The organism is Paenibacillus rhizosphaerae, assembly GCF_014192015.1.
In the GTDB taxonomy this organism is placed as follows: Bacteria; Bacillota; Bacilli; order Paenibacillales; family Paenibacillaceae; genus Paenibacillus_AQ; species Paenibacillus_AQ rhizosphaerae.
This window is the reverse complement of the sequence record NZ_JACHXJ010000001.1, coordinates 36,623-49,732: the sequence shown is the minus strand read 5'-3', so window position 1 is coordinate 49,732 and position 13,110 is coordinate 36,623. Positions and strand designations below refer to the sequence as shown.

The following is a 13,110-nucleotide window of genomic DNA, read 5'->3' as shown; positions in this document are numbered from 1 at the left end:
CGGTCATGATTGAAAGCGCTACCTTAAGCCCCATTATAGAGACTTAATATAAAATTTCAATAGATTTTTAAAAATATAAACTTTTATTTTACATCTAGTCATTTTCTGTATATACTTGGCTCTGAAAGGTCACCATCCGTCGCCTATGTGAGCGTAGGTGACTGCAGACGGATACACCGAGCAATGGAGGCTTCTTATGAACAAGAAAATAAGCACACTCACTACGGAACAACAGAATGCCAGAGCGGAATATCGAACAATATTCCATCGATGGGCTGCATCGATGGATTGACGAAGAGGACATCAGCGTAGCCGACATCGACGGGGCTGCGATCCCGGCGATCTCTCCGGCCGTCCCTCTATCGAAGCATTTAGCAATCAGAGCCGTCTCTTCTACTTCGGGGAGGGAACGAGTGGCAAGCTGGGTATTCTGGACGCATCCGAATGTCCCCCGACCTACGGATATAGAGGCTGCCTTTACTTCCGCGGGCGGGCATGTGGAGACCACGATCGTGATGATTCGGGCGGAAGTGGGCAAGCATCAAGCCCACTGGCTTCTGGAAGGCGGATCGACCTCGCGGAGAAATACGGAGGATCGGTGTATTAGTGCGAATAGTTGGTCGTCGGTTTGGCAAGAAAATATATCCTTAAAACAAAAAAGCCGCAGTTACGCGGCTATTAAGCATGTGTGTTCTTGTCGTCTTACATTTTTGGGCGTCACTTGCTCCGCAGGTATAACTTCACGGGCATTACAGAATATAGCCACTACTGTTTCAGTACTTCTTCGTCTGTCGTCGATTATATTGCCTTTGCGTCTTTAATCCCGTCTTGCGTCTTGACGACGACCTCTCCTTTGCCATTGTCGTCGAAGTCGTATGAGGAAGACGATTTCGTACTCGCCATCCCATCCACATCCGCAACGACGCATTGCAGGCAATGTAGTAATACGCCCCAACGAACATATGTTCAAATTCCCACTTTTTATGTTTAGGTCTGGGCCTTGCTTTGGATCGAGAACGGAACGTAGGGTAGTTGGTTGAGTTCAATATTCACCTTAATGATATAACATTTTCCACAATCAGGAGATATTTGTAAGTTTCTTTGTTTCAGACACTAGTCCCCTCCGCCCTTCATCACCGTGATCTTACCATCTCCAATCCGATGATGCACCTCTCCTTCCGTGGGAAATGACGATGATATGATTAAACTATCCTGCCCGTTAACTTAATTAACCTGATTTGTAGTAACGTTTTCAGCGCCAACCTCGTAATTGATGATTCATCGGTTAACCATTCTTGTCCGTTAAAACAAAAAAAGCCGCGGATCCCACGACTTTTATGCGTGTATGTTTTTGTCCTCCGACATTATAAAACTCCCACATCGAAAGCCCCCGCGCTCAGGATCATATGATGTTCTTATCCCTTGCTTTCTTTTGCAGGTGATCTCTTTGCCAAATATTTTTCCAGCTTTGATCTTGTTGCCGTGAGAGGCATGTAAATCATCACTCTCATATCAGGATCATTGGGGATTTGCAGGGTAATATGATCAAATTCCAAGTGCCCCATGTAGGGATGCTCCACTTCTTTAAATCCTTCAAGAGAGCCGGGAGTTTCATGCTTCAGCCATAGTCGGTCAAATTCAGGACTTACCCGTTTAAGATCTTCAATTAATTCGGCAAACGACGAATCTTCAACGTAGCGGGCTGATGCCGTGTGGAATTCCGCGATCATTCCCGCAGCCTTTTGGTCGAAACCTTTGAAGCGCCCCTTCCATACCGGGTCGGTAAAAAACCGCCAGATTAAATTCAATTCATGAGGAGGGGATGCCGAGGTAATAGAGAAAATCTCATTTGCAGCATCATTCCAGGCCACAAAATCCCAGCGTCTTCCCAGAATATATGCAGGATTCGGAGTTAGGTCATCCAGCATCCTTTGAAAGGTTGACCCGATACTTTCTTTATGAGGAGACAAATAAGGAGGAAGTGATTCTCCTGCGAGAAAAAAAAGATGGCGTCGTTCATTGGGATTAAGCTTTAGAGCCACAGCTAGGCTTTCCAGCACTTGTACTGATGGACGGACATCACGTCCCTGCTCCAGCCACATATACCAGGATGTGCCGATATTCGACAGCTGTGCGACCTCTTCCCTGCGCAATCCGGCTGTCCGGCGGCGCGACCCAGTCGGCAATCCCACATCCTCTGGAGAAAGGCTTGACCTCCGTTTACGCAAAAAATCACCGAGAGCCGAACGGCGCTCGCGATCGTTCATCTCAATCCCTCCTAACCTATTACTCGGAAACCTATGATCAAGCAACCTCTCGTCAAAAATGTATTAGAAAATTATACTCAATCACAGGAATCGCTTCAACCCAGTTTGAAACGTTTCAAACCATTACCGACTTTAAAGGAGACTGGCCATGCAATCAATAACACAGCACAAAAATAACAATTCTGAGGGGATGCTTATCAATAAAGTAGCTCTGGTCACTGGGGCCAGCCGCGGCATCGGAGCAGCGGCAGCCAAACTCTTCGCCGAAGAAGGAGCGGCGGTTACTCTCGTCGCAAGAACAGAAGCAGCTCTACGCTCTGGAGTTGAGGAAATTATCGCGAAAGGCGGTAAAGCCGATTACATTGTAGCCGATCTGGCCGATTCCGCCAGCATCGAACGGGCGGTTCAAACGACCGTTGAGCGTCACGGTCGTCTGGATATAGCATTCAATAATGCTGGAATTGGGGCTCCCCTTTCCCCCTTAACTGAGGTCACAGAAGAGGATTTCGACCTTCTTCAAGCTGTAAATTACAAAGGAATCTGGGTGGCAATGAAAGCGGAAATCAAGGCAATGCTCGATACTGCAGGTACCGGTGCCATTGTCAACAACAGCAGCGTGGGCAGCTTCAGAGGTAATCCGGGGTTGTCTGTCTACGGAGCCGCCAAACGGGCTGTTAATAGTCTGACCGAGACGGCTGCCATAGAATACGGACCTTCGGGTATCCGCGTAAACGCTATTGCACCTGGCACCACCATGACCAAGATGATCGAGGGGTTAGTTGCACAAGTCCCAGATATAATCGAAAATAGCAACTCTGTGACGCCTCTTAGGCGTCCTGCCGATCCTCATGAGATCGCGCAAGCGGCTGCCTGGTTATTGAGCGATCGCGCTTCTTACGTGACAGGCGTCGTTCTGCCGGTGGACGGCGGAACAAGAGCGTAGTCCCAAACGGAGGGAGTATCCCCTAGGGCCCATTGACCCGGGATGCTCCTTCCGTATGTTATGAAAGTCTCCGAGAATGAATCCTTCCTTCAATTGCTTGTCGCCCCCAAACTACAATGGAATTTAAGCCAACCCACGGCCGCGTATATTATAACTATCCTGCCCGTTAGCTTAATAAAATGAGCAGACTATTGTAGCCTGTTCAACATTAAGTTTTATTCAACTATCGCATCCCGTTAGTTGAATAAAGCCAGCCGGTCAAAGTAATCGGCTGGCTTCTTGTTCATTATTGAACTATCGTTTCCCGTTAGCGTAATAAACGATGTTATGCCAAAAAACGCTATAAAGTACAAATTGTGAGGTCAAAGATTAATTGATGGGGAGGGCCTTCCAGTACTTCCACGCTTTTAGATAGCTCTCTAAATCATGCGGATGGAATTGAATACAGATACCAATACGGCAATAAAGTTGAAAGATAACTTCTTCAATAAGCCTTGATCTCTCCAAAGGTCCATGATTCAGCAAATTGAATGCAGGCAATATGGTTTCTAGGTTTAAATCTTCTGGAGAGGAACAAAAAGCATACGTAAAATCGTATAACAAAGGGCCAATCATTGGCGAAGGGTCGATAACACCAACTAACGAGTGTTCATGAAATACAAAATTATGGACACCAGTATCTCCATGGAGCAAAAATCTTGCTTCATTCTCTGCACTTTTGGATATTCTTTCAAAAATGGATTCCAATCTATAATAATCCTCAATTGGTAAAAGGCTTCCCCAATTATTTCTCGTATCTTCTAAACTCCGATTGTTCCATTCACGCCAGGATTGAATCGGTGATCCCAGTCTTCCCCACTTGTCTGTATGTAGACATTTTTCGTAATGATTGAAGAGCTCTCTCACCAAAGTTGTCAACCAATTGATTTTTAAACCACTGGCAGTATGGGTTGTACCCGCAATGTATGAATATACGATATACTCTTTTGCAGGATCAGTATAGAGAATTTTAGGCAAAAGATTAATGTGCCGATGTGTAATAAGAAACTGTTCCGCCAAGATAATTTGGTTCGAGTGATCTATCTTTAAAACATATTTTGATTCGCTGTGCTCTGAAAGAATATAAACCCGCCCATCTGTGGAACCAGTCTTATTTTTAGTTGCAATAACAGTGTTATCAATTAAGCCTTTTTCATGAAGATCTTTGAGGATACTGTTTATATCTACTTGTTCAAACATTTAATTTCCCCTTAACATCGATTAGACGAATATAAGACTAAATAACCCTTGATAAAATTCCTTTTTTTATAACTTCATCTCTAAAGATCGTATAGTTGACCAGGAGGAAGTTCAAGGTAATGTTTTGTTTAAATTAACTTTCCTGCCCTTTAGTTTAACAGCGGCGGATTAAAAAAGGAAAACCGCCGCTGTTAAACATTAAAAAAGCGTCGATAAAGTTTTCTCCGGCGCTCGCTGCGGAGTGTGCGTAGATTTGCGTGGTTGATGCCTTCTCATGACCGAGCATACCCTGGATGAAATCCAGAGAGGCACCGTTATCAAGGAGTTGGCACGCATATAATTTCAGAGAGGGATTCGAAGTTAGATACGTCTCTTCATAAGCGTAACGGAAAAGAGAACGAATAAACCGAATTCGATGGCCTGGGCTGCTTGGCTTCAACCGGTCTGATTGTTTTGCTAGTTATTCCTTCAGCATTGTTAACGTTACTTCCGTTATAACCAGTCGCCTAGTTCCAGCATCAACATTTTATGCTGAAGAGAGTATGCTTTTAAGGTTTTTGGACTGAATCCTTGAATAATTTTGTCAGCTTCATACAACCTCCATAACTCACTCAAGTTCATAAACAAAACCTCCCTTTAGAAGCGATATGTCTAGTTTGCTTCTAAGGAGAGGTTTTAATCTGATGATGTATTGAACTAGTGTTTCCCGTTAGCGTAGTCTACAAAATTACATTGAAGTGATTCCTAAAGCTAAAAAAAGTAAAGCTAAAAGTCCAAATCCCCAAAGGATTTCAAGTATTGAAATTATAGAGAAAAGCATCCGACTCCCAAGGCTAATAACACCAATTATGCCAATTATAATTCCAATTAATCCTGTAGCAATCCAATAAACATCGCCCCATAGATCCGAGAATTTATATAATTGGTCGGATAAGTAGATATATGAGAAATTTAACAGATTCAACAAGGTAAAAATTACCAGTATGGAAAAGGACTTCATAGTCCACTTTGACATAATTATCCTCGCCTTATTTTTACTGTGAATAAACCTTCCAGTTCCATTATACGCTCAATGGGCTAGATATAACTATTACGTTAACGTCAATCTGCCTGTTAGTTGAGGAAAAAGGCAGCTGGCTTTTGGGTCGGCTGCCTTCAAATGTCTTTATTCAACTATCGTTTCCCGTTAGTTGAACGAGTTGTCATTGGAATTTTCTGAATATATACTGTCAAGAAACTCGATTGAGACCTGTTCAGCTTCATTCCTCGGCACAATTTCCGAACCTTCGCGTAGACGTTGGTACATTTTGATCGTATTTTTTAGTGCATGGTAGCAACTTTGAAAGTTGTGGATGGGAACCGTATCTTGTAGTTCCTCCAATTCCTTGAGGGCATATTTTTCGAGCTTTCGAACCCCTCGCGGGGAATGACCGTTGCGAATGAGCACCAATGGTCCTAACACTGTATTACGCATAAATGTTATTGTATCGATTAATTCGAATAATTCTCCTCTCCCTAATTTTGTAGCACAGTAATGCACCCATACCCAGAAACGATCTTCGATCCATTGAGGCTGAAGTGAAGGGAAAGATGGACTTGTTTTATTGAGTATTTTTGTGATACTAGTACCTCTCTCCCATAGAATCAGTGGGTTCTCGACTCGGGATTCGAGCTCTACCAAATGAACAAATTTAAGGTCGACATGAAGGGGGGAGGGGCCGTATAAACAAATAAGCAATCTGGGTTCCCCAACATGCTCGCCTGTGAATGCAGAAAGTAAATTACCGAGCCCTTCGGCAATTCGAAAGCGTTGCTCCATGATCTCGTTTCGAAAAGCATAATTGTAGACGATTATTAAATCCAGATCACTGTACTCATCCATTTCTCCATACATCATAGATCCTCCTGCGAGGAGACCTATACATCGTTGATCTTGACTTACAAACTCAATTGCTTGTTTAATAAATTGATCGTGTAACGGTAACTTCATGCCAAGCACCCCTTAAATAGTGACCCATAAAATGGGTATTATTGCAGAATAACATTTGCAATGAATGATCGTCAACTGTCTTGTATGCAGTTTCAATTGAGCATCAGATCGCACTATCCTGCCCGTTAGCTTAATGAGATTGCATGCATGCAAACAATGTTAGATACTTATCTTATCGGTAAGCTCATGTTCTTGTCCATTACGGCAATCGGTACAAGATCTTGTCCTGGGCTCGGGACAAGATCTTGTACCGATAAAACAAAAAAGCCGCTAAAATAGCGACTTTCAATGGGACTATCGTCTTGTCCTTCGACATTATAAGCTGCACCTAATACTCCTCGACTTTCCGTTCCTCGTTAGATATCGCCTCAGGCAAAAGATAACCAGCGATGGATCGGTTCCACAAAATATTATTAATGCGCTGATTCGGTCCAATTATCTTGTAGCTTGCGGATATAAACGATTTGACCGATATGATACGCGTTATGGGTGATCACGTTGGAAATGACCTGCCACCACTTGACCGACTCGTCGAAGCCGTCCACGCGCAGTTCCAACTTGTCGGGAGCAAGATCCTCCTGCCAGCGCGACAGTACTTTCATTAGAGCTTCCCTCAAGGTTTTGAAATCACGGCCCTCCGGCACAACGAAGCTTTCGTCATTGCTCGAGATACGCGACACGACATCGAGCCGGGACTCCCGGTAACGCTCCTGCCAAGTCTCATTCCAGTACAGCAGATGCTGAGTGATCTCCGAGATGCTGTTAACGTTTGCATCCAACTTCCGGAAGGCGTCTACCTCGGATAACCCCTCGGTCGCCTGTTTGAAAGGCGTATACCAACTCGGATCATCGGCATTTGCAAAAAGTTGGTCGGACAGCACTTCCTTCGCATTCGCCATGAAGCACACGCTCCTCTTAATATGAATCTATAAATTTCAAGGCAGCGCCACATTAAACTGCCCGTTAGCATGAAGCTGCCGATTAGAATTGGCAGCTTCATCCTTGTCGGTTATTCAACTATCGTTTCCCGTTAGCTTAGTGCTGATTTCAATGCCATTTCATTGGGACCAATACCTTCGCATTCAATTACTATTGCTTGCGCCCCTAGAAATGTTCTTGTTTCGTGCCACTCACCTTGTCTCCAAAAGACGGCTTCCCCTTGAGATAATTGGGTCCATGGCTCTTCAATAGCAGAACGAATTTCCACAGTTCCGCTCATAACTAAAAAGAGTTGCTCTACAGTTGCAACATGTCCTCCTATAGTCCCATTGGTAGATAAATGCATACATCCAATATGGAATTTTCCTGTTGACTGAGCTATTTTTGACATAACCAAATTTACACTTTCAAATGCAGTAATCCGCCTTCCAACTTGTTTATCAAAACGATAAATATTCATACTTCACCTCAATGTCATTATTAAGCTAAAAAAGCTCAATTTCTTAATACGCATCAAATTATACCATTTTCAGTTCGTGGAAAATCGCTATAAAAAAACTATCCCTTCGATTGCAGATTGAACTCTTCTGCCCGTTAGTTGAGAAAAAGGTAACCGACTAAAAAGCCGGTTGCCTTAAGATGACTTCATTGAGCTAACGATTCCCGTTAGCGTAATGACCGAACCTGTCATTTATGGAAGGGATCTGCGCACTGACTGTAACGGCAACTATTTAAGGCCACTCCTTGCGGAATGGCCCTTACTTTCATATATTGAACGCTCTTTTCCGTAAAACAGTTGATTCTAGTCTCTCGATTCAAAGTAATTGATCGGCCGGATCTCAATCCCCCATCCAAACTGCTCGCCCGATGCCACTTGTACAGTTGGATGTAAGGAAGCAATCCGGATCGCTTCCTCCATGTCCCGTGCTTCTATGAGAAAAGCACTACCGATCATCTCCTTCGTTTCGATAAAAGGACCGTCCATAACCTTCACTTTCCCATTCGCCCGCCGCAAGCATTTCGTTTCGGATGCGAGACCAGCATCGATAATCACTTGGCCGCTCTTGTAGAAATTTTCTAGGTGGGGTGGACATTCGTTCATTATAGCATCAATCTCATCCTTTGGGCGGGCATCCATTTTATCTGACTCCAAGTAACCCAAGCACAGAAATTTCATTTCATTTCTCCTTTATCGAGTGAGTTTATAGGCATTCATTCTTGCCTCTATTTAATTGACGAACGGTATATAAAAAAATCGACATACCCTAGATAATATTTCAAAAAACATGTTCAATTTACTTATTGAGTTAACCTGCCCGTTAGAGTAATGAAGCTGCCGGTGCTGATCGGCAGCTTCATCCTGTTCTTTTATTCAACTATCGTTTCCTGTTAGCGTAAATAATTTACTTTACTTTGGTTGGGAATAACTCCGTAATAGTCGTGTGCCAATCAGATCGTTTGGATTTAATCAGTGCCAATGCTTCTTTCAAAGCAATCCCTGTCAGACTTCCTAATAGCTTATAATCGATGATACTTCTTCTTATCCAAATATCTGCTAAAGATTCTCCTGCACTGGCCCTTATTATGTCATCGAATGAAGCGTCATTTGCTAATTTCATAAGAATATGGATCACATCATCGTCATCAAATTAGGATAAATTCATAACGGCATCATCAATTTCGTCATCTCTTGATGTATTATTATAAATAACCTCTATCAATTTTTCTTTGTTCGTGTCTTCACCAACGTCACCTCTGGCAAAATTATACCGCATTTATAATAATGATTGTTTGTACTAAACTGCCCGTTAGCTTAATAAAATGAACAGGCTGCTGTAGCCTGCTCAACAATGAAGTTTGATAAACAAATGTTTCCCGCGTTTGCATTAGGTATTTTTCCACATGTAACTATATAACCCCTAACTTGGTCAATGCATAGTGTATGCCACCTTCACTTGCTTTCTTGGTAACGAAATCTGCTTTTTGTTTAAGCCGCTCATCACCGTTTCCCATTGCAATCCCCAGACCAACGAGTTCCAACATATCCAGATCATTACCGCCATCCCCAAATGCAATCGAATTTCTAACATCGATGTTGTAATAATCCAGGACTTTTTTTATTGCTTCCGATTTAGAAACAGTTTGAGACTCAAGAACGTTCATCACATAACCATGGAAACGCACAAATTGCAGATGCGGAAAACTATCAATGAATTTCATTGCTTCACTTTCATCTGCATACAAACATACACAGTAAATCTCATTTGGAAATTTACTTATTTTGATTGGATAATCAACTAGACCGAGAGTCTCAATTAAAGCATTCTTAATACGTTTCTCGTCAACTCCGATACCATTCATTGTAATTGAGTCTGTAAAATATGAAATACCATGTCCATGTAACTCAGCGAAACTCGACAGTTCACGAACAGTTTTTTGTGATATTACTGACTTATGGATAACCTGGTTTTGGTTTTTCACAAGGGCTCCATTTGATGAGATTATTGTATCGATGCCGTATAATGCAATAAGCTCTTCACATAAACTATGTGGTCTCCCTGTTGCAACCACTACTTTAATACCTCTTTCGTGAAGTCTCTGAATGGCCTCTTTTGTACTATCGGGGATTTTTCTATCCACTTCACTGTATAATGTACCATCAACGTCAAAAAACACAATTTCGTACATTTTGCTCGAATCCCCCAATATAAGAAAACTCTATTTTAAACTCAACTATACGCTTAAAAATTCCACGGCTATTTAAACGATCCTGCCCGTTAGTTGAATAAAGCCAGCCGGTCAAAGTGATCGGCTGGCTTCTTATCTTTATTGAGCTATCGTACCCGTTAGTTCAATGCAATTGATTTAATTGTGTTTGGAATCTTATTCAAGTTATCACAAATTGCATGGGGTAAATCTGATGTCATATCCTTCGTTTTAAGAATTGTCTACTTACCTAGTTCCTTAGCAGTGACGATATCAGCTTTAATACTTTCTCCAACAAATACAGTACATCCTCCTGATTGATTTCAAATTATTAAGAGCGATTTTAAATATTTCATAATTAGAAACTCCAACCTTACCTTCAAAATTAACTAACTATGCCCCACTACCCCCAAACTGATCAGCCATGACCAATTTTCTGTAAAGATTATGACTGTCTTTGAGATCTGTATGTCTTCCCGCCGTTACCGTTCCGTCAGGATTGACAACCAGAATTTGATCAACCCGAGATGCAAAAGTCAATCGATGGCTTACAATTAGTTTTGTCGAGGTGATTTCTTGGCTCCAGATTAACTCAATGATTTCCTCGGTTAAAATGGGATCAAGGGCGGATGTGACCTCGTCAAATATTAGAATGGACGGGTTTCTTAACAAAGCGCGGGCAAGTGCAATTCTCTGCCGTTCTCCTCCCGAAGCCTGAATCGCATTGGGGCCAAGCTTTTCATCTAGTCCCTTAGGTAACTTCTTAACCAGGGAATCCAGATGGGTTTTATGAATAATTTCATTTATTTGCTCATCAGTTACCTGTTCGTCTGAAGACAAACCATACAAAAGGTTCTCCCTTAATGTACGGTTCTAAATAACAACATTTTGTGGGACTATACCAATCGTTTGTCTTAATAACTTCTTGTTCCACTCAACAGTTGCGCAGCCTGCGATTTCTACCTTTCCCTTTAGGGGATCATACAAACCAGTAATGAGATCTATAATCGTACTTTTTCCGACACCGCTTGGTCCAACGATTAAAGTCGTCGAACCGGGGGTGAGGTTGAAATTAACATTGGTTAGACCCTCACTACGGTTTGGATAATTAAAATCGATATGATCAAAACGTTGCCCATTTCCTTTTGTTCTAATGATGGTTTCAAGGTACCTGAATTTTCTGACGGAGTGTTAAAAATGCTATATATTGGGTCGAGGACAACCTTGACTCTTTTCGTACCCAATTGCACCCTTTGTAAACTCGAAACCGATTGAAACACCATAGTACATAGGCTAAAAATGCGACAATACTTCCAATATTGAGAACTCCATGGCGGATTTTTATGTAGCCATATAAAATGACGATACTTAAACACAGTGATTGGAATAAAATAAGAATGCCTTTTTCATTAAAATCACCAATCAGTCTTCTCTTCATCCAATAGAGACGGTCTAGTGCCAACCAGTCATTCCAAACTTTAAACTCTTTATCGCTGCCTCCAAATAGACGAATGGTCCTAATATTTTCTAGAGATTCCTGAAGATAACCCGCACTTTCTGACCTTATATCAACGTACTTTTTTTCAACACTCTTTACCCTTGCTCCCGTTAATGCTGTTAATAAAACTGTAATTAATCCACATGCCATGATAACTAGGCTTAGAGAAATATCCATCCAGAACATAGAAATAAAGATAAATAATAAGGTAAAAAAAGATAAAATGGCGGGTACTAATTCCCGATCAATATAACCTTCTCCGACAATAATTGAATCCTGGATGAATTGATACATTTTACCCGGGGGGGGTTTTGTCCAAATATTCCGTATGCAATCCCAACATACGATTAAACAGATCACCACGAAGTTTTTGTGTGATTTTTTGCCCTACACCAGATAAGAAAAATGTTTGAACGTAAGAAATAACTGTCCCCAATATAGGAATGGAAATAAGCAGAACAACGTTTAGTAGAAGCGAAGAAGTGTATTCTTTTGAAAGACTATTTATGAGATTTCTGATAACAAGGGGTTGCGCAACGCTAAGAAGTGTTCCGATGATCGATAATATAAGTCCGATTAGAATTGTTATCCATAAAGGACGAACGTAATGAACTAAAAGGTTCTTCAATTCCACCTTTTATGTTTTAACGATATATGTTCTTGTCATAACCCGACGACAAAGGCATTACCTCAATGCAACCCACGAGTCTGTCACCAGAAACGCAGTTTCGTTTAAGGATATCCCCGCAACAGGAATAGCCATCTATGAGCTACCAGATGGCACTAAACATTTTGGCATAAAGAGCCTTGTTAGACAAGCTCTAATGAACCAAGAACCTCCCCCTCTTTAAAACTGGATGTCCTTGTTTATGTGTCCCCCTTTTGCCCATGTCGATATGGAAGAACAGGACCTAACCGGCATTCATCTTCTGGTAGAATTGCTGCTGTGACTTGATATGGACATCGCCCAATTAACAAAACTTTATTACGCCGTTAACGCCTCGCTAACATAACTCTTATAGTCTGAGAATGGACATGAAAATTCTGGGGAGGTATTTACGATGCAATGAAAAAAGAACAGAGAAAGATGGCTAACCTGCCGCTCTTGCTCGAGTTCATCATCATCGCAGCGTAAGCGGTACCAGCAGTAATGCCGTGGACAACACTTAGGTTTACGCCGCGCATTTCCATTCGACGATCCGTCCCAGTCGGACGAGCTGGCTGCTACCGAAGCGTGTTCGCAACCGATCCCCCCGCTGGTCGAGGACAAATGGAACAACGACTGGTCGTTGATTTGAACGACTTCGACGCCATTATCAAGCCGCTATTCTTGGCAGCTTCTATGCCGAACATCGACCAGATGTACAAGAACAGACTTCTGATGACTGGCTGAGTGCTACCCCAGACGACTCGGTAACGATACCGAAACCAAGCACGGTCTTCGCCTCGCGTCGATGGAATTGTCCGAAAGGAACGTGTATTCCTGTTCGACCGCCCACGCCGATTTATAGCACCACATCAGACAGAC

The 13,110-nt window shown here is 42.3% G+C and carries 14 protein-coding genes and 1 pseudogene; 2 read left to right on the top strand and 13 right to left on the bottom strand.

Annotated features, from left to right (window positions below):
• Positions 1 to 1,415: 1,415 nt before the first annotated feature.
• Positions 1,416 to 2,267 carry a helix-turn-helix transcriptional regulator gene (locus FHS19_RS00180; protein ID WP_183576979.1) on the bottom strand — a complete coding sequence of 284 codons (852 nt, stop codon included), beginning with the start codon at positions 2,265 to 2,267 and terminating at the stop codon, positions 1,416 to 1,418.
• Positions 2,268 to 2,415: 148 nt separating this feature from the next.
• On the opposite strand from FHS19_RS00180, the gene FHS19_RS00175 reads away from it, so the two are divergent.
• Entirely contained in the window at positions 2,416 to 3,210 is a 795-nt protein-coding gene (locus FHS19_RS00175; protein ID WP_183576976.1) for an SDR family NAD(P)-dependent oxidoreductase, read from the top strand.
• Positions 3,211 to 3,579: 369 nt separating this feature from the next.
• On the opposite strand, the gene FHS19_RS00170 is transcribed toward FHS19_RS00175, so the two are convergent.
• From FHS19_RS00170 to FHS19_RS35590, 12 genes and pseudogenes are all read right to left on the bottom strand, one after another.
• Positions 3,580 to 4,449 carry a phosphotransferase gene (locus FHS19_RS00170; RefSeq protein ID WP_183576973.1) on the bottom strand — a complete coding sequence of 290 codons (870 nt, stop codon included), beginning with the start codon at positions 4,447 to 4,449 and terminating at the stop codon, positions 3,580 to 3,582.
• Between the two features lie 154 nt (positions 4,450 to 4,603).
• Positions 4,604 to 4,888, bottom strand: a complete 285-nt coding sequence (locus FHS19_RS34710) for a tyrosine-type recombinase/integrase (RefSeq protein ID WP_246426378.1) — start codon at positions 4,886 to 4,888, stop codon at positions 4,604 to 4,606.
• Between the two features lie 53 nt (positions 4,889 to 4,941).
• Entirely contained in the window at positions 4,942 to 5,070 is a 129-nt protein-coding gene (locus FHS19_RS35210) for a hypothetical protein (RefSeq protein WP_281382198.1), read from the bottom strand.
• 565 nt (positions 5,071 to 5,635) lie between these two features.
• Entirely contained in the window at positions 5,636 to 6,439 is an 804-nt protein-coding gene (locus tag FHS19_RS00160) for a nucleotidyltransferase domain-containing protein (RefSeq protein ID WP_183576970.1), read from the bottom strand.
• Between the two features lie 413 nt (positions 6,440 to 6,852).
• Positions 6,853 to 7,338, bottom strand: coding sequence for a DinB family protein (locus tag FHS19_RS00155; protein ID WP_183576967.1), 486 nt, complete (start codon positions 7,336 to 7,338; stop codon positions 6,853 to 6,855).
• A 131-nt stretch (positions 7,339 to 7,469) separates the two neighbouring features.
• A complete protein-coding gene (locus FHS19_RS00150; RefSeq protein ID WP_183576964.1) occupies positions 7,470 to 7,838 on the bottom strand; it encodes a cupin domain-containing protein in 369 nt (122 codons plus the stop codon).
• Positions 7,839 to 8,180: 342 nt separating this feature from the next.
• Positions 8,181 to 8,555, bottom strand: coding sequence for a YciI family protein (locus FHS19_RS00145; RefSeq protein ID WP_100537127.1), 375 nt, complete (start codon positions 8,553 to 8,555; stop codon positions 8,181 to 8,183).
• 226 nt (positions 8,556 to 8,781) lie between these two features.
• A complete protein-coding gene (locus FHS19_RS00140) occupies positions 8,782 to 8,997 on the bottom strand; it encodes a hypothetical protein (RefSeq protein ID WP_183576962.1) in 216 nt (71 codons plus the stop codon).
• 289 nt (positions 8,998 to 9,286) lie between these two features.
• On the bottom strand, positions 9,287 to 10,066 hold the full coding sequence (locus FHS19_RS00135) for a Cof-type HAD-IIB family hydrolase (protein ID WP_183576960.1): 780 nt from the start codon (positions 10,064 to 10,066) through the stop codon (positions 9,287 to 9,289).
• A gap of 411 nt (positions 10,067 to 10,477) precedes the next feature.
• A pseudogene (locus FHS19_RS00130) lies at positions 10,478 to 11,203 on the bottom strand (ATP-binding cassette domain-containing protein).
• Positions 11,204 to 11,246: 43 nt separating this feature from the next.
• Positions 11,247 to 11,876, bottom strand: a complete 630-nt coding sequence (locus tag FHS19_RS00120; RefSeq protein ID WP_183576956.1) for an ABC transporter transmembrane domain-containing protein — start codon at positions 11,874 to 11,876, stop codon at positions 11,247 to 11,249.
• A gap of 1 nt (position 11,877) precedes the next feature.
• Positions 11,878 to 12,216, bottom strand: a complete 339-nt coding sequence (locus FHS19_RS35590) for an ABC transporter transmembrane domain-containing protein (protein WP_376771801.1) — start codon at positions 12,214 to 12,216, stop codon at positions 11,878 to 11,880.
• 636 nt (positions 12,217 to 12,852) lie between these two features.
• On the opposite strand from FHS19_RS35590, the gene FHS19_RS35205 reads away from it, so the two are divergent.
• A complete protein-coding gene (locus FHS19_RS35205; RefSeq protein WP_281382195.1) occupies positions 12,853 to 12,975 on the top strand; it encodes a hypothetical protein in 123 nt (40 codons plus the stop codon).
• Positions 12,976 to 13,110 lie beyond the last annotated feature (135 nt).

Bases quoted from the DNA above. Each gene is read 5' to 3' on its own strand.
- FHS19_RS00180 (WP_183576979.1), bottom strand. From the start codon at position 2,267: ATGAACGATCGCGAGCGCCGTTCGGCTCTCGGTGATTTTTTGCGTAAA.
- FHS19_RS00175 (WP_183576976.1), top strand. From the start codon at position 2,416: ATGCAATCAATAACACAGCACAAAAATAACAATTCTGAGGGGATGCTT.
- FHS19_RS00170 (WP_183576973.1), bottom strand. From the start codon at position 4,449: ATGTTTGAACAAGTAGATATAAACAGTATCCTCAAAGATCTTCATGAA.
- FHS19_RS35210 (WP_281382198.1), bottom strand. From the start codon at position 5,070: ATGAACTTGAGTGAGTTATGGAGGTTGTATGAAGCTGACAAAATTATT.
- FHS19_RS00160 (WP_183576970.1), bottom strand. From the start codon at position 6,439: ATGAAGTTACCGTTACACGATCAATTTATTAAACAAGCAATTGAGTTT.
- FHS19_RS00155 (WP_183576967.1), bottom strand. From the start codon at position 7,338: ATGGCGAATGCGAAGGAAGTGCTGTCCGACCAACTTTTTGCAAATGCC.
- FHS19_RS00150 (WP_183576964.1), bottom strand. From the start codon at position 7,838: ATGAATATTTATCGTTTTGATAAACAAGTTGGAAGGCGGATTACTGCA.
- FHS19_RS00145 (WP_100537127.1), bottom strand. From the start codon at position 8,555: ATGAAATTTCTGTGCTTGGGTTACTTGGAGTCAGATAAAATGGATGCC.
- FHS19_RS00140 (WP_183576962.1), bottom strand. From the start codon at position 8,997: ATGAAATTAGCAAATGACGCTTCATTCGATGACATAATAAGGGCCAGT.
- FHS19_RS00135 (WP_183576960.1), bottom strand. From the start codon at position 10,066: ATGTACGAAATTGTGTTTTTTGACGTTGATGGTACATTATACAGTGAA.
- FHS19_RS00120 (WP_183576956.1), bottom strand. From the start codon at position 11,876: ATGTATCAATTCATCCAGGATTCAATTATTGTCGGAGAAGGTTATATT.
- FHS19_RS35205 (WP_281382195.1), top strand. From the start codon at position 12,853: ATGGAACAACGACTGGTCGTTGATTTGAACGACTTCGACGCCATTATC.